Annotated in this window: 16 protein-coding genes and 2 pseudogenes; 6 read left to right on the plus strand and 12 right to left on the minus strand. The window is 60.5% G+C overall.

The genetic code is table 11. The features are described from left to right. Positions 1 to 48: 48 nt before the first annotated feature. On the minus strand, positions 49 to 1,284 hold the full coding sequence (locus AGR1_RS28665) for a sugar ABC transporter substrate-binding protein (RefSeq protein ID WP_149149126.1): 1,236 nt from the start codon (positions 1,282 to 1,284) through the stop codon (positions 49 to 51). A gap of 113 nt (positions 1,285 to 1,397) precedes the next feature. Next, a complete protein-coding gene (locus AGR1_RS28670; protein WP_149149127.1) occupies positions 1,398 to 2,042 on the minus strand; it encodes a GntR family transcriptional regulator in 645 nt (214 codons plus the stop codon). 117 nt (positions 2,043 to 2,159) lie between these two features. Between AGR1_RS28670 and AGR1_RS28675 the strand changes: the two genes are divergently transcribed. The 5 genes and pseudogenes from AGR1_RS28675 (at position 2,160) to AGR1_RS28695 (ending at position 6,950) form a co-directional block, all read left to right on the plus strand. Next, positions 2,160 to 3,302 carry a mandelate racemase/muconate lactonizing enzyme family protein gene (locus tag AGR1_RS28675; RefSeq protein ID WP_149149128.1) on the plus strand — a complete coding sequence of 381 codons (1,143 nt, stop codon included), beginning with the start codon at positions 2,160 to 2,162 and terminating at the stop codon, positions 3,300 to 3,302. Positions 3,303 to 3,391: 89 nt separating this feature from the next. Further along, positions 3,392 to 4,136 (plus strand): annotated as a pseudogene (locus AGR1_RS28680) (SDR family oxidoreductase). 50 nt (positions 4,137 to 4,186) lie between these two features. Beyond that, positions 4,187 to 4,834, plus strand: a pseudogene (locus tag AGR1_RS28685) (amino acid ABC transporter permease); the annotation flags it as partial. A gap of 90 nt (positions 4,835 to 4,924) precedes the next feature. Then, complete coding sequence (locus AGR1_RS28690) at positions 4,925 to 6,055, plus strand: sugar phosphate isomerase/epimerase family protein (protein ID WP_149149129.1); 1,131 nt, start codon at positions 4,925 to 4,927, stop codon at positions 6,053 to 6,055. Between the two features lie 145 nt (positions 6,056 to 6,200). Then, positions 6,201 to 6,950, plus strand: coding sequence for a GntR family transcriptional regulator (locus tag AGR1_RS28695; protein ID WP_149149130.1), 750 nt, complete (start codon positions 6,201 to 6,203; stop codon positions 6,948 to 6,950). 454 nt (positions 6,951 to 7,404) lie between these two features. Here AGR1_RS28695 and AGR1_RS28700 read toward each other — a convergent pair whose 3' ends face one another. From AGR1_RS28700 to AGR1_RS28745, 10 genes are read right to left on the minus strand one after another with little or no spacing between them, the layout of a single operon-like run. After that, positions 7,405 to 8,754 (minus strand): mandelate racemase/muconate lactonizing enzyme family protein, encoded by a 1,350-nt coding sequence (locus AGR1_RS28700; RefSeq protein ID WP_246669777.1) that lies wholly within the window; start codon positions 8,752 to 8,754, stop codon positions 7,405 to 7,407. A gap of 54 nt (positions 8,755 to 8,808) precedes the next feature. Further along, a complete protein-coding gene (gene ugpC / locus AGR1_RS28705; RefSeq protein WP_149149132.1) occupies positions 8,809 to 9,885 on the minus strand; it encodes a sn-glycerol-3-phosphate ABC transporter ATP-binding protein UgpC in 1,077 nt (358 codons plus the stop codon). A 57-nt stretch (positions 9,886 to 9,942) separates the two neighbouring features. Next, positions 9,943 to 11,295: a sugar ABC transporter substrate-binding protein gene (locus AGR1_RS28710; RefSeq protein WP_149149133.1), complete on the minus strand. Its 1,353-nt coding sequence runs from the start codon at positions 11,293 to 11,295 to the stop codon at positions 9,943 to 9,945. Between the two features lie 22 nt (positions 11,296 to 11,317). After that, positions 11,318 to 12,163: a carbohydrate ABC transporter permease gene (locus AGR1_RS28715; protein WP_187772320.1), complete on the minus strand. Its 846-nt coding sequence runs from the start codon at positions 12,161 to 12,163 to the stop codon at positions 11,318 to 11,320. After that, the gene (locus AGR1_RS28720; protein ID WP_187772321.1) at positions 12,163 to 13,110 is read right to left on the minus strand and encodes a sugar ABC transporter permease; all 948 of its coding nucleotides are present in this window, start codon (positions 13,108 to 13,110) and stop codon (positions 12,163 to 12,165) included. The genes AGR1_RS28715 and AGR1_RS28720 overlap by 1 nt, the downstream gene beginning before the upstream one ends. A gap of 17 nt (positions 13,111 to 13,127) precedes the next feature. Further along, a complete protein-coding gene (locus tag AGR1_RS28725) occupies positions 13,128 to 13,736 on the minus strand; it encodes a dihydroxyacetone kinase subunit L (protein WP_149149136.1) in 609 nt (202 codons plus the stop codon). Further along, positions 13,736 to 14,731 carry a dihydroxyacetone kinase subunit DhaK gene (locus tag AGR1_RS28730; RefSeq protein WP_149149137.1) on the minus strand — a complete coding sequence of 332 codons (996 nt, stop codon included), beginning with the start codon at positions 14,729 to 14,731 and terminating at the stop codon, positions 13,736 to 13,738. The genes AGR1_RS28725 and AGR1_RS28730 overlap by 1 nt, the downstream gene beginning before the upstream one ends. Then, on the minus strand, positions 14,728 to 15,855 hold the full coding sequence (locus tag AGR1_RS28735; protein ID WP_149149138.1) for an amidohydrolase family protein: 1,128 nt from the start codon (positions 15,853 to 15,855) through the stop codon (positions 14,728 to 14,730). The genes AGR1_RS28730 and AGR1_RS28735 overlap by 4 nt, the downstream gene beginning before the upstream one ends. Next, positions 15,852 to 16,916: an amidohydrolase family protein gene (locus AGR1_RS28740; protein WP_149149139.1), complete on the minus strand. Its 1,065-nt coding sequence runs from the start codon at positions 16,914 to 16,916 to the stop codon at positions 15,852 to 15,854. Before AGR1_RS28740 ends, AGR1_RS28735 begins: the two co-directional genes overlap by 4 nt. Positions 16,917 to 16,950: 34 nt before the next feature. After that, positions 16,951 to 17,361 carry a Rieske (2Fe-2S) protein gene (locus AGR1_RS28745; RefSeq protein WP_149149140.1) on the minus strand — a complete coding sequence of 137 codons (411 nt, stop codon included), beginning with the start codon at positions 17,359 to 17,361 and terminating at the stop codon, positions 16,951 to 16,953. A 175-nt stretch (positions 17,362 to 17,536) separates the two neighbouring features. Between AGR1_RS28745 and AGR1_RS28750 the strand changes: the two genes are divergently transcribed. Then, a complete protein-coding gene (locus AGR1_RS28750) occupies positions 17,537 to 18,565 on the plus strand; it encodes a LacI family DNA-binding transcriptional regulator (RefSeq protein ID WP_149149141.1) in 1,029 nt (342 codons plus the stop codon). Positions 18,566 to 18,820 lie beyond the last annotated feature (255 nt).

Below are 18,820 nucleotides of genomic sequence, written 5' to 3' on the forward strand. Positions count from 1 at the left end.
CCCGACTTGAGACACGACACTCCAAAGGAGTGTCGTGCCTGAGAGAGATTAGCGAAGAGCGGCTTCGAGGCCCTCGATCATGCGATCCACAGCCTGTCCAGGCGTCAATTGACCGGTCAGAACCGACTGGAATGTCGGGTTCACCACATTTTCCGACCAACCGGCCGCACCGACAAAACTGTTCGGCAGCCGACCGAACTCCAGTGTCTCGGTGGCCGCACTGTATATCGGGTTCGATGTAATGCGCTCGTCCTTCAGCGCTGCCGTCGACGCTGGAAAATAGCCCGTCGCCTCGAGCAGAGCGATGGCCGCGTCCGTTTCACCCCAGAAGCTGATCCACTTCCACGCAGCCTCGACATTGTCGTCCTTGAAGATACCATTGCCAGCATAGGCCACCCGGGCGATATGCGCCTTGGGCCCTGAAGGCATTGGCGCCGTGGAGAACTGTTCCCCAGGCTTCAGTGCTGCAGAGATTTCGATGAGCGAACCGGTATGATGCCAGATCATGGCAGTCTGGCCGGTGCGGAAACCTTCCATGATCTGCCGGTAGCTATCGTTCGGAGCACTGGGCGGAACCACTTTCTCCTTGCGGAACAAGTCGGCGTAGAAGGTTATGGCCTCGACGGCAGCAGGCTTATCGATTGCCGCCTGGCCGTCCTTCACGATTGGCGACCCGAAGGCTTCCATCACATCGAGGACGTACTTGAATGCACCTGCGCCGCCACGCATTCCGAAGGCGTACCGATTCCTGGACGGGTCCGTCAGCTTTCGGCAGGCAACGAGAAACTCCTGAAATGTCGCAGGCGCAGAAAGGCCCGCTTCATCGAAGTAGTCTTTTCGATAGTACATCCAATCAACGAAAGCATAGGCAGGGACGGCATAGATCGCGCCGTCCTGCGACATCCCGGCCCAGCGCCCTTCAGGCAAGTTAGCCTTGCCCTCCCAGTTGCTTACGCGCTCAGTCAGATCGACAAGTGCTCCCATTGCCGTCAAGTCTGCAAAGCGTTCGGCTATGACCATACCTGTGTCTGGCCGCCCTCCAGCAACCACAGCCGACGAAATCTTCGCCATATATTCGGAGTTTGGGATGCTTTCCTGAGTGACTGAGATGTCGGGGTTCGCCGCGGCAAAAAGCTGGATGATCTTGGCCAGTCCTGCCATCTCTGACTGACTGGCAAAATGGTGCCAATAGTTGATCACCGTGGCTGCATTGGCGCTTCGCAAGCCTGCTGCAAGCGTCAATACCGCTGTCGCCGCCAAGAATTCACGTTTACTCAGATGCATTGATAACCTCCCGAGATATCAGATCGTCATTCTGATCGATCAGTGTGAGGTAACATTGTTTTTGGCTTGCGGCAATATCCCACTTCGCCGACCTCCGAATTTATCGAATTTCTTCACACAAGGCCAAGATTGCGCTGCATGGCGGCCTGAAAATGTGCCTGCAGAGCCTTCTCAGCCGCATCCGCGCTCCGCGTGCTGCAAGCTTCGAGAATATCAAGGTGCTCCCGGAGGGTGCGCACCAGAATGGGCGCGGTAGCCTTCCGCTCCAGTCTAAGCAGCCTCAAGTAGTTGTGCATGCGCCGATAAGCGCTATCGATGAGGGGGTTGCGAAGGGACTGTATGATATGACCATGCAGATCCATCTCGAGCGAATCCATCTCCAATAATTGCTCAGGTCCCAGTCCGTCACGCTCGACCCGCCGCAGAAGGCGAGAATGCCTGACTTCCAAGGCATTCATGATCTGCTCATCCCCCTGCTCCGCAAACACGCGCACCGCAGCGCGCTCGACGATCGAGCGGAATTGATAGGTGGATCGCGTCAATTCCAGCCCCGGCCTGACGAACTGAATGCCGGAGCGCGGATGGATCCTCAGGATGCCCTCAGCTTCCAGCACCCGCAACGCGTCCCGAAGCGGCGCCACGGGCACATCGACAATAGCCGAAAGCTCGTTCTGCGAGATGAATGCGCCGACCGGAACCTTCCGCTCAAACAGACTCTCGAGGATTCGTTCGTAGGCGACATCGCTGAGGCGCGGCATGCCGATGTCGGCAGCGTCCGATTTTAGGCTGCGAGGCTCTTGTAGTTTTTTCATGGCTACGATATCTACTCTCTCTGATAGATCAGTTCAACTATGTAAGCGATCAACGAGCTCCATATGCCCATTTGTAATTTTCGTATAACCCGTTTCCAGTTCGCTCGCGACCGCGTAATCGGCGATAGTCAGGTCCGTGCCGATGACGTAAACGTCGCAGCCCTGGAACTGATCTCTGAAGATGGCGAGCTGGGGCTCGGATTCATCCAGACGCTTTTCCACCCCCTGCCCGACCAGGATGAGATCGAAGCCGTCTTTCGCAATGAAGTCTGGCCGACGATCAAAGGGGAAAGGGCGATCGGGCTCGTGCACCGGGTCAACAGGCCGCGCGGCGGCAACCAGCGCGCCTACTCCCTGCCCTTTCACGAGGCGCTGCAGGTGGCGCTTTGGGATCTGGCCGCAAAGCAGGCAGGCTTGCCACTCCACAGTCTGCTTGGGAGCCGGCGCGACCGGGTCCGCGCCTATGCGAGCGGTCTCGACTTCCATTTGAGCGACGACGCGTTTTGCGCCCTGTTCGCGCATGCCGCCAGCATCGGCTATTCCGCCTTCAAGATTAAGGTCGGCCATGCGGACTTTTCCCGTGACCTTCGCCGCCTTGATCTGCTGAAACAGGTCGTGCCGGAAGGGTCGCAGGTGATGATCGACCCTAATGAAGCATGGAATTCCAAGGAAGCGCTTGTCAAACTGACGGCAATCCGGGATGCGGGCCACGATTTGCTGTGGGTGGAGGATCCGATCCTGCGGCATGATTTCGAAGGTCTGCGCACGCTCCGCCACGCCGTAAACTGGACACAGATCAACAGCGGCGAATATCTCGACCTTTCCGGAAAGCGTGTCCTGATGGACAATTTCGGCACTGATATCCTCAATGTGCACGGACAGGTTACGGACGTAATGCATATCGGTTGGCTGGCGGCCGAACTGGGCATTCCGGTCAGTCTGGGGAATACTTTCCTGGAGATTGGCGTGCACATGGCTGTGGCACTGCCTGAAGTGGAATGGCTGGAGTATTCGTTCCAGAATTTCGATCATCTGGTGGAGGCACCGATCGAGATCCGAGACGGTTACGCCTATGCGCCCGACCGGCCCGGACATGGTCTCGTGCTTTCAGAAGAGGCCCGGCATCAGTGGGCGCGGCCAAAGCGCCTTGAGCGATCGCAACTTGGGTCTGCACCGGTGAATAATCGACTGCCTGTCCTGCCCTGAATATCACGCAGAAGGCTAGCTTCGCAGTTTCGTGGCGGCCGTACTGGGCCATTAACGATGCGCCGGAACGCTGCAGCATGGGAGATAACATGACTGGAAGACTGGAAGGGAAGACGGCTGTCGTTACGGCGGCCGGACAGGGGATGGGACGTGCCGCAGCGCTTGCGTTCCTGCGGGAAGGCGCTCGCGTCTGGGCGACCGATTTGGATCCGCTGAAGCTTCAAACGCTTGGCGCCCTTGAAGGCCTCGTCACACGCAGGCTCGATGTGCTGAGCCCCCGCGCAAATCAATAATTTCTCGAAAGAAATTGACGCTCCAGATATCCTCTTCAACTGCGCGGGCTTCGTTCACAACGGCGCCATTCTCGACTGCGACGAGGACGCTTTCGATTTTTCCGTCAGTTTGAATATCCGTGCCATGTACCGGATGATAAGGGCCTTTCTGCCCGGTATGATCGAGCGTGGCGGCGGATCGATCGTCAACATGGCATCTGTCGCCTCGACCGTGATCGCCGCTCCGAACCGGTTCATCTATGGCACGACAAAGGCGGCAGTCATCGGCATGACGAAATCGGTGGCGCTCGACTATGTCAGCAAGGGCATCCGCGCCAACGCAATATGTCCCGGCACGATCGAAAGTCCGTCCTTGCAGGATCGTATGCGTGCGCTTGGCGACTACGATCATGCACGCGCCGGCTTCGTCGCCCGTCAACCCATGGGACGCCTTGGCACGCCCGAGGAGGTCGCGGAACTCGTGGTTTATCTCGCCAGCGATGAATCCGCCTTCATGACCGGTAACGCCATCGTGATCGATGGCGGCTGGGCGAACGCCTGAAGTAAATCCCAAGACAAAATGGACACCTGACATGAAACTTCTGAGATACGGCCATGGTGTTCGGTATCGCCTTCGGCTGCATCGTCGCCATCATGGCAACGAGCCAGAACATCGTGCTGAAGGCAATGGCCGTCGCCTTCGTCTGGTGGTTCCGCGGCGTGCCGCTGATCGTCCAGATCTTCTTCTGGTTCAACATCGCATTGTTCATTCCGCAGGTCGGGATCGGCACCTGGTCCATCTCCATCAACGATCTCGTGACACCGGCGCTTGCAGGTTTTCTTGCTCTGGGCCTGCACGAAGCGGCCAACATGAGCGAGATCATCCGCGGAGGCCTGACCGCGGTGGATCGCGGACAGCGCGAAGCCGCATCCTCCTTGGGCCTCAAACCACTTCAGACCCTGCGAACAGTCGTGCTCCCGCAGGCAATCCGCCTGATCGTGCCGCCGACCGGCAACCAGGCGATCGGCATGCTGAAGGCCAGCGCCATCGTCTCGGTGATTGGCATGCAGGATCTGCTGACCCAGGCACAGAACATCTATGCCCGCAACTTCCTGGTTATCGAACTGCTGTGTGTCGCCTCGCTCTGGTACCTGATCATCACCACCATCGCCTCGATCGGCCAGCACTATCTCGAACGACATCTCGCACCCAAGGGCCGCTCGTCCGGCGCGCAAAGGGCGGCCGGGCGACGTGGCTGACATCCCATCCAATTTCTCAAGCCAAGCAAAGGATCGCCATCGCAGCGCATCCATTCAGGGAAACACGGAAAAACACCCAAGGAGACAACAATGAAACTGGGTATCGACACACAGAAACTTCCCGAGTTCCGCAAGCGCGGACCGCTGGCCAGCCTAGACCATATCAAGGAACTCGGCCTTGCCGGCCTGTTCTTCCCGACGGTGCTGGACATGAGCCCGACTCTCGACACAGGCGAGCTGCGTGACATCCGCACCAGGGCTGACGAACTCGACCTCTATCTCGAGGCTGGCGTCGGCAAGATCAATCCCTATTGCAGCGCAGAGGCCCCGGAATTCCGCGCCATCGGTGATGGCGATGTTATCCTCGGCTTCACCCGCATGATCGAGGCCAGTGCCGCCATCGGCTGCCACGAACTCTGGGTATCGCCCGGGAACTTCAAATCCGAATATCGCGGCCGGCTTGCAAACGATCGGTTCCGCACGGACGTGACCTGGGACGAGCAACTGCTGGCCATCGAAAAAGTCCTGCTGAAGCTGGCACCGGTCGCCCGCGCCCATGGCGTGCATCTTAACATGGAAACCCATGACGAAATCACCTCTTTCGAGATCCTCCGCCTGATCGAGAAGGTTGGCGCGGATTGCATGGGCGTGGTCTTCGATACCGCCAACGGGCTGCAGCGCGCCGAACATCCGGTCTTCGCCGCCAGGCGTGTAGCGCCCTATGTGCGCCAGACCCATATCAAGGATGCCTATGTCGGCTATGCGCCCGGCGGCCTCGATTTCCAGACGCGGCTTGTCGGCGGCGGCGTCGTCGACTTTGAGACGATCATTCCGATCCTGGCAAAGGTGAATCCGGAACTGAACCTTTCGCTCGAGGTTGCGGCCTCCGTCGAAGACAAGCCCCGAAAGGCAAATCCACGCCAGTGCATAGAGATCGAGGATCCAATATGGCGCGCCGGCCACCCCGATCTCGACCCGGAGGAACTGGAAGCCTACCTCACCATGGTCGACATCTATGCCAAGCGTGTCGCTGCAGGCGAAATCCCTGATTGGGAGGCCTATGAAGCAAGCCAATACGGCTATCCGACCTACCAGAACCAGTCATATGGCTACCGCGAGGCCCTCGCATTTATCGAAGGATCGAAGCGCCACATCGAAACCATCCGCAGGGATAACGGGATCGTGCTCTCCACACCGAGTGCGAAACGACAGGCGGCCTGAGCGAGCGAATGCGGCATCGGCGATCCCTCTCATCGATGCCGCATTCAGAAATGCCGGGAAAGCTTGGCTTCCCGGCGCAATGAGCATATACGCAGCGATATTCTTATGAAAAAAATTATATCGCCTGACGTATTTGGAGCAGCAGATGAAAAGGGCACGTCGCCAGATCACCAAGACAGCACCTAAGGCCAGCAACGCTACTGAGGCCGCCGAAAATGCCAATGACGATGTGTCCGAGCGCATCCGCACAACACTGGCCAACGCGATCGGCGAAGGGGCACTGAAACCCGGAACCAAGATCCTCGAGGATGCCATTGCGGATCATTTCGGAGTGAGCCGCACCGTCGTGCGCGGTGCACTCGGCGTGCTTGAAAGCGACCACCTGCTGGAACGCAAGAGAAATCGTGGCACCTTCGTCGCCGAACCCGGCATCGACGAGGCGCGCGCCCTGTTCGAATCGCGCCGAAAGCTCGAACATGCCATCCTCGAACTCGTCATGGAGCGCGCCTCGGCCGAGCAGCTGGATGCCTTGGAGAAGCTGGCCGACGAGGAAGAACAGATCCATCATCACGGCGACGAGAAATCCAAGACCACGCTGTCGGGCAAGTTTCACATCGTGCTTGCCGATCTCGGCGGCAACTCTGTCTTGACGGAAGTCCTGACCAAGATCGTCGCGCGCCTCTCTCTCGTCATGGCTCTGTATGAAGAGGAGAAGCGGGACGATTGCGGCGCTGACCATCACCGAATGATTGTCTCGGCGTTGAAGGCCAAGGACTTGGCCAAAGCACAACATCTGATGGACCACCACCTAGCCGACATCGAGGGTCGTGTCCGCCTGACGGAGGGTCAGGGCGACCGGCACACGTTTATGGCGGTGCTGGAGAATTTCTCCTAGTCAGTCATTGATTTAGGCGGGCGAGACTGGATCAGCGTCGCACGATCGTTTTGCTCTTGAACCGATGTGAACCCGCAACCGTACAATGCCCCCTACCTCCGCAGCCTAGGCTGCTGTAAATGTTGCTGTCGAGGCTTATGCGCATTCTGGAACTAAGCTGTCAAACAAGGCGTCGGAACTGCCACGCCCATACCGGTCGTCAACCGGTCCGGCCGTACCGCGAACATGAGGGTGCTCCTCGGCAGGCTGATGCTGCCTCCGGGATAGACCTTCGCTCGTGGCGAGGACCGAGCCACTAAGCTGCCAGCGGCTTGATGACGCAAACTCCTTCGGCGCTACGGTCAAAGGGTTGGGACTGCCTTCATTCGAATAGTTTGACGCTGTAACCACTCGATGGAGTAGACCCGTCGGCATCCTACGGGTCTAGAACTTTTCTGTTGGGTGCGGAATGCAGTTACTTATTGCGAACGAGCTGCGTCTGATAGCGCGGCGGTTCGACCCGCTCGAAGCCGGCCTTGCGCTTGTTCCATTCTTCCGTCGGGAGAAAGAGGCTGTCGGGATCGCGCAGATTGGCGGTGATCGCCTCCAGATTAAGATCCAGCCCGAGGCCCGGGAGGTCGGGAACCGCCACATAGCCATTGTCGAGATAATTGGGCGCAAGACCGGTGACGAGGTCTTCCCAGAACGGCACGTCGAGGCCGTGATGCTCGACTGCCATCAGGCTGTTGATGGCCGCACCGCAATGGACATTGGCCATGAAGCCGATGGGCGAGCAGCAGGAGTGCAGCGCAGTCGCCAGGCCATGAGCCGCTCCGTAATCTGCGATGCGCTTGGTTTCCAGCATGCCGCCCGAGGTCAGCAAGTCCGGATGCAGGACATCGAAGGCTTGCGTCTCGATCGCCTCGCGGAAACCATCCACGAGATAGAGATCCTCACCGCCGGCAACCGGTGTGAGCAAGGCATCCGCAACCTTCTTGTGCCCCTTAATGTCATGCCAGATCACCGGATCCTCGATCCAGGCGAGGTTGAATGGCTCGAGCGCCTTGCCGATCCGGATCGCCTCATCGGCGGTGATATAGCCCTCGCCGAAATGGTCAACGCAGAGCGAGATGTCCGGGCCAACCTCCGCGCGCACCGCGCGAACGATTTCGACGGCGGTTTCGATGCCCTTTTCGGAGATCTTCGCGCCGCGACCCGATCCGGCCGCCCGGGTGCTGCGCCCGAGATCGTATTCATGCCGGGTTGCCGAGCCAACAAGCGCCCCTTCGGTGGTTTCAAACAGCTTCGGCGGCAGGTCGAACTTGATGAAGGTAAGGCCCATGTCGGCACGGGCGCGCACCGCCTTGGCATAAGCGTCCGGCGTCAGATGTTCCGGCGCGGGCGTATCGCCATAGATGCGCACGCTGTCGCGATATTTGCCGCCGAAGAATTGATGGCAGGGGACACCGTAAATCTTACCGACGAGGTCCCAGAGCGCGATCTCGATGCCAGAAATGCCGCCGCCCTCGCGGCCGTCGCCGCCATAGAGCTTCAAAGCGTTGAAGATCATGTCGACATTGCACGGGTTCTGGCCCAGCAGGAAGCTCTTCAGCCTCAGGGCGCTTTCCGGATGCCCTCCGTCTCTCACCTCTCCCAGGCCGTAAATGCCCTGGTTGGTGTCGATCCGGATGATGGGATAATAGCAGATGCCGGTGACAACGGCGATGCGCATATCGGTGATGCGGATTTCAGACGGCCGCGAATGGGTGCGGACGGCGTTTTCGACCGCCTCGATCGCACTCGCCGGATTGACGGGCTTGTTCAATGTCATTCTCCTGAGTTGTCATGGCCGGCCTTGGGAACCGGCCTGCGGATAGGATCAGAGCGCGTTCAGACGCGCGCCGGACTGCCGGTCGAACACATGGACGAGATCCGCGGGCACCGTCGCCTCGAACGCCTCGCCGGCCGTGACCTGGTTCTCCCCATCGACGACGGCGACGATATCGCGTCCCCCGACGTCGAAGGTCACATGCGTCAGCGCGCCGGTTGGCTCGACGAAGCGGGCGGGACCGGTCAGCCGCGTGCCGCTGCCGCGCGCCGTCAGATGCTCGGGACGGAAGCCGAGGGTCACCGGCCTGCCCTCTTCCAGACGTACGCCATCCACGCGGATGGCCTCGCCGCCGGAGAGCCTTGCCAGCGGCCCGCGGTCGTCTCTGCCACCAACGGCTTCGACGAAGTTCATCGCCGGCGTCCCGATGAAACCGGCCACGAAGAGATTGGCCGGTTTGCGGTAGAGCTCCATCGGATGCCCCTGCTGCTCGATGCGGCCGCCATGCATGACAACGATATGATCGGCCAGCGTCATCGCCTCGATCTGGTCATGGGTGACGTAGACGGAGGTCGTGCGGACCTTCTGGTGCAGCGCCTTGATCTCGGTGCGCATCTGCACGCGCAGCTTGGCATCGAGATTGGACAACGGCTCGTCGAAAAGAAAAACCTGCGGGTTTCGCACCACCGCGCGGCCCATCGCCACGCGCTGCCGCTGGCCGCCCGATAGCTGCGAAGGCCGGCGGTCGAGAAGCGGTATCAGGCCCAGCATGCGCGCCGCCTCGGCAACCCGCGTCTCGATCTCGGCTTGCGACTTCTTCGCGAGCTTCAGGTTGAAGCCCATATTCTCCGCCACCGTCATGTGCGGATAAAGAGCATAATTCTGGAACACCATGGCGATGTTGCGCTCGCGCGGCGTCAGTTCGTTGACGACGCGGTTGCCGATCGAGATTTCGCCACCTGTTGTCTCTTCCAGCCCGGCAATCATCCGAAGCAAAGTCGACTTGCCGCAGCCGGAGGGGCCAACGAGTGCGACGAATGCTCCGTCCTCGATCTTCAGATCAAGGCTGTGAATGACGTCTACCGCGCCAAAACTTTTTCTGACACCAGTCATCTGAACCGAAGCCATGACTTTCTCCTTTTCCTATGGGATCTGCCGGGCGGTAAACCGCCCGGCATGTTCTCCTCAGCCGGCCCGACGCATGGTGCGTTCCCAGCCGGAGGCCACTTCATCCATGGCATCCTTCGGCGAGGCCTGTCCGAGCAGCGTCTTGGAGAGACCCGCGCGAAGCTGGGCCTCGACCGCGCCCCAATAGGCGTCACGAGGATTGGCGACAGCGGTTTTGAGTTGCTGCGCCATGACCTCCGTGAAGCCATAGGTCGAGATGACTTCGGGATCCGTCAGGACGGACAGGCGGGCCGAGGCGTTGCCCTTTTCCATCGAGCGCTTGGCCCATTCACGGCTGGTGATGAACTGGACGAATTCGAAGGCCCAACCGGTATTGGGACCCTTGGCCGGCACGGCAAAGCTCCATCCACCCAGCGACGAGCGGCTGTCGGCGGCACTTTCGGCACCGGGAACCATGGCCCAGCTCCATTTGCCCTTTGTCTTCGACTTGTCGGACCTGTTGATGGGCGTGGCCGATGCATTAAGCGTGATTGCCATCGCATAGCGGTCGTTCTGGCCGTTGGCGATGATCTCGTCCCATTCCCAAGTCAGCGCATCCTGCGGCACGACGCCGTGCTTGTTGAGCAGGCTCGCGTAGAAATCCAGACCGGCAACCGATTTCTCATTGTTGATCCAGATGTCCTTGGTCTTGCTGTCATAGAAGCCGCCGCCGGCCGAGAGCAGATAGGGGCCGAAATGGTCGACGATGGCGCCACCCTGGCGGGCGCAGTAGCCGACGCCGAACCGGTTCGGCTTCCCGGCCTCCGTGAGCTTCTTCGCCGCATCCAGATATTCCGCAAACGTCGTCGGGGGTGCCTTGATGCCGGCCGCCTCGAGCAGTTCGGGCTGGTAGTGGAGAATATAGGTCGTGCTGCGATACGGTACGCCACGCTGGACGCCGTCAATGCTGGCGAGGTCGAGCGAGGCCTGCGAGAACTCGTCCATGCCGAAATCGGCCGCATATTTGCCGCCGGCCTTCTGCATCAGCTCGTTCACATCGGCCATGTAGGGATGCATCCATCCGATCATCGACGCGCCCATCTGCATGACGTCGAAGCTCGTGGTGCTGCCGCTGGTCAATTCGGCGCGGGCGCGGGTGATCAGGGGCTCATTGGGCAACTGGATGTATTCGACATCGATGCCTGATTCCTTGCGGAAGGCGGGAATGGCATCCTCGATGATCGTTCCCTTCCACGGCGCGCTGTCGCCGAGGACGGTCAGCTTGGCAGGCTTGCTCTGGGCAAGCGCCGGCGTGAACAGCGTCGAGCTCATCAGCCCGGCGCCGGCCACCGTGGCGGCCGATCCGATCAACATGGTGCGGCGGTTGATCGAAAGCCCGCCTTGGGTTTTCCCGTTTTTGTCGATAGTCATGGTTTTCCTCCTCCTTTGGTCTTTACTTCACGGTTCCCGAAGACAGTCCCTGCACGAGGTGCTTCTGGACGATCATCGAGAAGATGATGACGGGGATGACGACAAGCACGCCGGAGGCCGTAATCGCGCCCCAGTTGGTGCCGGTCTCACCTCCGGCATAGCTTGCGAGCAGCACCGGCGAGGTGCGCGTCGCGTTGTTGGTCAGGATGGCTGCGAAAATGAAGTCGTTCCACGCGAGTAGCAGCGACAGGATGGCGGCGGTCACGATGCCCGGTCGCGCCAGAGGCAGCACGATCTTGCGAAAGGCCAGCATGCGGGACGCGCCGTCGATATAGGCCGCCTCCTCCAATTCCTTCGGCAGATTGGCGAAATAGTCCTTCATGACCCAGACGATCAGCGGCAGGCTGAAAGTGGTATAGGCGATGATGACGGATGCCAGCGTGTTGGACAGGCCCGCCGCCTTGAAGAGCACGAAGAGCGGCAGGAGGATCGCCACCGGCGGCAGCATGCGCATGATGAGCAGCGTGATCATCGCCACGCTCTGGCCCGGAAAGCGGAACCGCGCGAAAGTGTAGGATGCGGGGATGCCGATCAGCAGCGACAGGGTGACGGAGGCTGTGGTCACCATCAAGGAATTGCCGAACGAGGCGAGGAAATCCGACTGCGTCAGCACCTGCACGTAATTTTCGAAGGTCGGCACCCAGAAGAAGACCGGCGGATTGGTAAAGATCTGCTCTCGTGTCTTCAGCGAGATGCCGACGATCCACAGGAGCGGGAAGACGAAGACGAGGAACAGCGTCACCAGACCGACATAGGTCAGGACATTCCCGATGAGCTTGCGGCGCTTGCCGCGGGCGAAACCGGCCATTACTGGATCTCCTTTCGCTTGGTGGCGAAGATGAAGCAGACGCAAAAGATCAATACGATGAACAGCATGACCCATGATGAGGCCGCAGCGAGCGTGAGGTCGAAGGACAGGAACGAGGCCTCGAACGTATAGACCGACAGAAGCTTGGTGGAATTGGCCGGACCACCGCCGGTCATGACCCAGATGTTCTCGAACGAGCGGAACTCGAAGATGGTCCGGAGCAGAACGGCCACGACGATGTAGGGCATCAACAGAGGCAGCGTGACATGGCGGAAGGTTTGCCAGGGGCTGGCGCCATCGACCGCGGCAGCCTCCACCGGCTCGCTTGGCAGCGATTGAAGGCCGGCCAGAAGCAGGATGGCGACGAATGGCGTGTTCTGCCAGACATTCACGATTCCGACGGCAATCAGGGCAAGATCCGGATCTCCGAGCCAAACGGTATTGGTGCCGAGGATCGCGTTGATCAGGCCATAGCTCGGATCCAGTAGCAGCTTCCATGTCAGGGCAGCGACGATCGGGGTGATCATCATGGGGATGATCAGCGCAGTGCGGAAGACCCGGACGAACGGGACGCGGCTGTTGAGCAGAAGCGCGACAGACAGACCGAACAGAAGTTCAAGCAGGACCGTCGAGATCGTATAGCCGATGGTGAGCATCAGGCTCGACCGGAACAAGGGATCCGTGAACAGGTCCTGGTAATTTGCCAAACCGACGAACTGCCCCGCAAACAGGCCGCTATCGATCTTCCAGCCCTGGAAACTCAACAGCAGCGAGAATGCCAGCGGAATGCCGAATACGAGCAGGCTCGCGACGACTGTCGGCACGATCGTCAGCGGGACGAAGATCCGGTCCTGAAACTTGATCCATGCATTGCGCCGGTCGAACAGGACATCCTCGTCCGCCGTGGCGGCATAGGGTCCTGCGGGTTCCAATTGCTGAACCGCCATTGTCTTCTCCTCCATTCTCACTTTGCCGTGGCAAGCGCCCGCACGAGGCCCGCAAAGGCGAGCATTCCGGGATCGTCGAGCCCCACGCTTTTCTCGGAGAAGAACTTGGCCCTCCCCATTTTGCACGGCCGGTCACGATAGGCTTCGAGCGTGCGCTCGGCCGCATCGACGCCTGCCTTTCCGGCTTGCGCCGCATCCGTTTTTCCCTCGAGCGCTGCAGCCAGGGCATCCATCATGTCCAGCACTGTCTTGTCGCCGAGCTTGGCACCGCCGCGCGCCATCATGCCGTCGCGGGCCGCACCGACCAAAGCCGACAGATCGGCCCAATCCACCGGCCGGTCCTTCGTCTGCTTTGCAAGCAGGAGCATTGCACCGGCAAACAGGGTGCCGAGGCTGGAGCCGGTCGCCGACATGCCGGCGCGGGCCAGCTTGCCAAAGGCCTCGCTCACAGAGGTCGCCGTCTCTGGCGCGGCCGCTGCCATTCCCCCAATGACGCGCACCAGCATCGACCCCGTGTCGCCATCACCAAGCTTGGCGTCGGCGGCGTTGAGTGCCTGCTCCAAATCGACCATGGCATGATTGGCCCGCCGCACGCCTTCGGCGATCTGCGCAACGGTCAGCTCCATCAGCCAACCCTCCAGAACGGGCATTCGGCCGGCGCAAGCAGAAGGCGCTTCAGCTCTTCATCCAGATGAAACAGGCTGACGGAGGCGCCCTGCATCTCCATCGACGTGACGTAATTGCCAATGAGCGGCATGACGACGCGAAGCCCTGCTTCGGCGAGTTTCTTATGCACGCGGCGGTAGAGGATGAACAATTCTTCGATCGGCGTTGCGCCCAGGCCATTCACGAGCACCGAAACCTCCGCGCCGGAGGGTGGAAGATCTGCCAGCAGTCTCTCGACCATCTCGTCCGCCACCGCATCCGACGGGCGAAGCGTGTCGCGCCAGATGCCCGGTTCGCCGTGAATGCCGATCCCCATCTCGATTTCGTTTTCGCCGAGCTCGAAACTTGGCTTGGCGGCGGATGGCAGGCGGCAGGCGGCCAGTCCCACCCCGATCGTGCGCGTCATCGCCACGGCCTTCGCCGCCAGGCGCGTCACCTCTTCGAGATCGGCACCGGCCTCGGCCGCCGCGCCGGCGCATTTATAGGCATAGATCAGGCCGGCTACGCCGCGCCGACGCTCGATCTCGTCCGGTCCGCCGCTGGCGATGTCATCAGTGCCGAGAACGGTCGTGCAGCGAATGCCCTCATCCTCCAGCATCTCGCCGGCCATGTCGAAATTCATGCGGTCGCCGCCGTAATTGCCGTAAAGGCGCAGAACGCCCTGGCCGCCATCGGCAAGACGGATGGCCTCCATGCAGCTGTCGACATTCGGTCCCTCGAAGACATTGCCGATCGAGCAGGTATCGAGCAGTCCCGGGCCGACATAGCCGCAGAAAAGCGGCAGGTGGCCTGAGCCTCCGCCCGAAGCAATTCCGACCTTTCCCTTCCGCGCAGCCTCGGCACGGCGGATCACGCGACCGGCCGATCCATCGCGCATCAGCGACGGGTGGGCCAGGGTCAAGCCGTCCAGCGCCTCGTCGACGTAATGAGCGGGATCGTTCATCAGCTTCTTCATGGCATCGTCTTTCGATCGAGATTGGCGTAGAAATTCATTGCGTTGTCGTGGAAGAGCATGCGCCGCTCCGCCTCGCTCATCGGCATCACGATGGCCCGTTTAGGATCGTCGTAGTCCCAGTGCGGATAGTCGGTGGCGAACATCATCCGGTCGAAGCCGATGAGGTCGAAAAGCAGCCGCAAATCGTCCCGCTGCTCCGGCTCTTCGGCGGGCTGGGTGGTGAACCACACATTCCGCTTCAGATAGTCCGACGGCGGGCTCTTGCAGAGCGGTGTCTCGCTGCGCAGCTTGCGCCAGTGATTGTCCAATCGCCAGCCGAGCGAGGGAACCCAGGCAAATCCCGCCTCGATCATCACCACCCGTACCTTGGGGAAGATTTCGAAGACACCTTCGAGGATCATGCTCGCCACCTGCGCATGTGCGCTGTGGGTAAGAACATGATGATCCTCGATATAGTAATCCGGCCAGCCGCTGGGTGACGGCGCATAGGGAGAAGGACCGCCGACATGAAAACCGATCGGGATATTGGTGCGCTCGGCAGCTTCAAAGATCGGCCAGTAGCGCTTGCGGCCGATCGGCTCCACCGAGCGCGAGCCGAGCTGGATCTGCGCAAAGCTGCGATCTCCCGCACGGCGCTCGATCTCCTTCACCGCCAGTTCGGCATCTTCAGCGCAGATATGGATCGATGCCTTGAGCCGCTTGTCCTTCGAGGTGAACTCGTCGATTTGCCAGTCATTGGTGGCGGTGCACAGGGCTGCCGAAAGATCCGTGTTGCGGGCATTGTTGGCGCCGACGATCGGCTGCAGGATGCCGAACTTGACGCCGTGGGCGTCGAGATGCTGCTCCTGCATGAATTCGAGATCGGAGCCGGGCGGATGGCCAGTCGGTGGCCATGCATCCCGCCTTGCGGTCTCCGGCGTGAAACGGGGATAAGGGCCGCCGCGTCCGGCATAAACGCAATGTGCCAGGGCGCCATAGCTGTCGAGATGGTCGCGCCAGCGCTGCTCCAGGTAAGGATGCAGCGCCTTCTTGTGCTTCAACGCCGGATGGATGTCGCAATCGATGAATTCGAACGCCGGCGCGGCCTGAACCGCACCGTCTGTAGCCTCAACAGCGGCGCTCATTGCAACGTCTCCAGCAAACGTGGATAGGTGGCGAGCGGATTGTCGTGCATCATCTTGGTCCGAACGCGCTCCGGCACACCGGCGGCGATAACCTGATCGCCGTCGAACTGCCAATGCGGATAGTCGGATGCAAACAGCAGCATGTCTTCCGAGCCGATCTGGTTCAGCACGCGCTCGAGGATTGCGGGATCGGACGGTCCGTCTATCGGCTGTGCCGTCAACCTGACATGGCGGCGCACAATATCGATCGGAGATTCGTTAACCCACGGCACTTCGGGACGGACGGCGCGCCAGGTCTTGCGCGCCCGCCACAGAAAGCCCGGCAGCCAGGTCACGCCGCTTTCGATCAGCACGATCTTCAGCCTCGGGAATTTGAGGAAGACGCCCTGCGCAATGAGGCTCAGCAACTGGCTCTCGAAGGCGTGGGTGTTGCTGACATAATCCTGCAGGTAATGGCTCGGCCAGCCATTGGTGGTCGGCGCATAGCGGTACAGGCTGCCGGCATGCAGGCCGATCGGCAGATCGTGGCGCGCTGCCGCTTCGAAGATCGGCCAGTAATGCTGCTTGCCAAGCATGGTGTCGAGCCCGACCGGCATGAGGACCTGCACGAAGCGGCGATCATCCGCCAGCCGCTCGATCTCCTCGACCGCGAGCGCCGGATTCTGCGTCGGCACGACGATGGAGGCTCTCAGCCGCGGATCGCGATCCAGCCATTGCGCCTTCACCCAGTCATTGACGGCGGAGCAGATCGCTTGCCCCATTGTTTCACTGATCGAGAAGGAGCCGCCATAGAGGACATTGCAGATGGCCAGGCTTGAACCGAAACCATCGAGCGCATGCTTCTGCAAGAGATCGAAATTGCTGCCGGCAATCGTGTCGCCGTCGCGCCAGTCCGGACGGCAGGCGAGCGGTGAATTCGGCAGATAGCTGGCCGGCTGGAAATTGTCCTGACCGCGTGCCACGAAGGCTTCCCGCCAATAATCGCTCATATAGGGCAGGAGCGCCTTTATGCTTGGGACGCCTGGATGGATATCGCAATCGATCGCATGTGAAGCTGACAAGACGGACCTCCTCCTTCCGGCTTGCGTCGCGAGCCTAGAGCTCGACGACGATGTATCGTTCTTCGACGGTGACGCCGAAGGTCTCTGCCTTGTATGGCCCGCGCACGGACGATCCGGGCTCGACGCTCAATTCGTAGGGCCTGGTGCGGAATCGCCGCGGATCGCACCATGATTGACCGGTTCGCAGGTCGAATTCCCAGCTGTGCCAAGGGCAGCGGACGAATTCTCCCGGGCGGGAATGACAGAAGGTCCCCGGTTCGCCGGATGTCGTCATTCCGACTGTCGCTCCTGAAGCCAGGCTTCCGCCCTGGTGCGGACAGGCATCGGAAATTCCGAAGAGTTCCCCGTTCACGTTGAAGACCGCTATGGCGCGACCTTCGACATGCACGAGCTTTTGCGATCCCGGAGGGATCTCCGCCAAAGCGGCCACGACATGTTTTGCCAAGTGACTATACCGGACGACATGAGGTCTCCTCCCTCGCCATCCAGCTCCTCCCGTTTGTTAGGGTGGAAGCTAACATCGAAAACAAACAAGCGCAACATTGTTTTGTAAATTGCCGCAACACTTGACGAGAACGTGCTCCTGCGTCACAACGATGCAGGGCAGAAGGTGGGTGCAAATGGCGTCGAAACGCATAACAATTCAAGATCTTGCCGACAGCCTCGGCCTGTCCAAGTTTTCCGTCTCGCGCGCCCTGTCGGGCAAGCCCGGCGTGGGAGAGGCAACCCGCAGCCGGGTTATCCGCGCCGCCCATGCCATGGGTTACCGGCTCGGACAGGAAATCGCTCCGCCGGCCGGAAACATTCTCTTCATGCGCCAGGAGATCGATCCGGTCAGCAGCGAATTATGGCTGAACATCATGCACGGCGCCGAACAGGAGGGGGAGCGGCTCGGTCTCTTCATTCTGCCGAGGCAGGCACGGCATCTCAACGACACCACGCAGCTCGATCCATCGGTCGTCGGCATCATTCTCGCCGTTCCACGCCCATCCGAATGGTCCGCCCTCGCATCGAAAACCGGACTGCCCGTGGTTTGTGCAAGTTATGCCGCGCCCATGGAGCACATAGACCAGGTCGTCGGCGCAGATTGGGAGTCCGGTTTCGGCGTGGCCCAGATGCTGCTGAAGCTCGGCCATCGCCGCATGGCCTTCGTGCATGGCAGCGCCACGCCGATGGGGCGCGTCGAGCGTTTCCGCGGGTTCCGCGACGGCGCCGCCACAATACCGGACAGCGTGGTGGATGACATCGTCTTCGAAGAGAACGAAGGATTCAGGAGCGCCTTTCTCGACTATATCGGCAAGGATCATGAGCCGACGGCGCTCTTCTGCGCCCATGACGGCATTGCCATTGCGGTGGTTTCCGAGTTGCTGCGCCTGGGTATCCGCATCCCGGAGGATATTTCCGTGGTCGGATTCAACGATTTCGCATCCGCCATGCACGTCGCGCCCAGGCTGACGACGGTACGCACGCCCCAGGTGGAGATGGGCGCGGCCATGGTCCGCTGCATCTATGATCGGGCCGTCAGCGTCGAGGCAAGAGGCCGGCCGCCTGTGCGCCTTGCGCTCGTATCAGAAATCATCGAGCGCGAATCGACCGGACCCTGCAGTGCATCGAGCTGGCTGTCCCGCGTCCGCCCTCCGGCAAAATAGGGGCACAAGGCGCAGGCCGGATCGCCGTGCTCTTGACGGCCCGCATTCTCCTCACCAAGCGCCACCTTGCGCCTTGACATTGCCGCTGCGCGATGGAATCTTAAATAGGAACTGATGCGGTTCATATTTGAATTGCATGCACAGCTTTGCTGGAAGCGCCTGTTCCTGTACTCGGCAACCTAACCATGTTTGCCTTCAACCGCATTTTTTTGCGTCTCAGGTTGACGGATGGATTAGGGCAAAACTAAGCTGGGG

The organism is Agrobacterium sp. B1(2019) (genome assembly GCF_008274755.1).
Classification (GTDB): domain Bacteria; phylum Pseudomonadota; class Alphaproteobacteria; order Rhizobiales; family Rhizobiaceae; genus Agrobacterium; species Agrobacterium salinitolerans.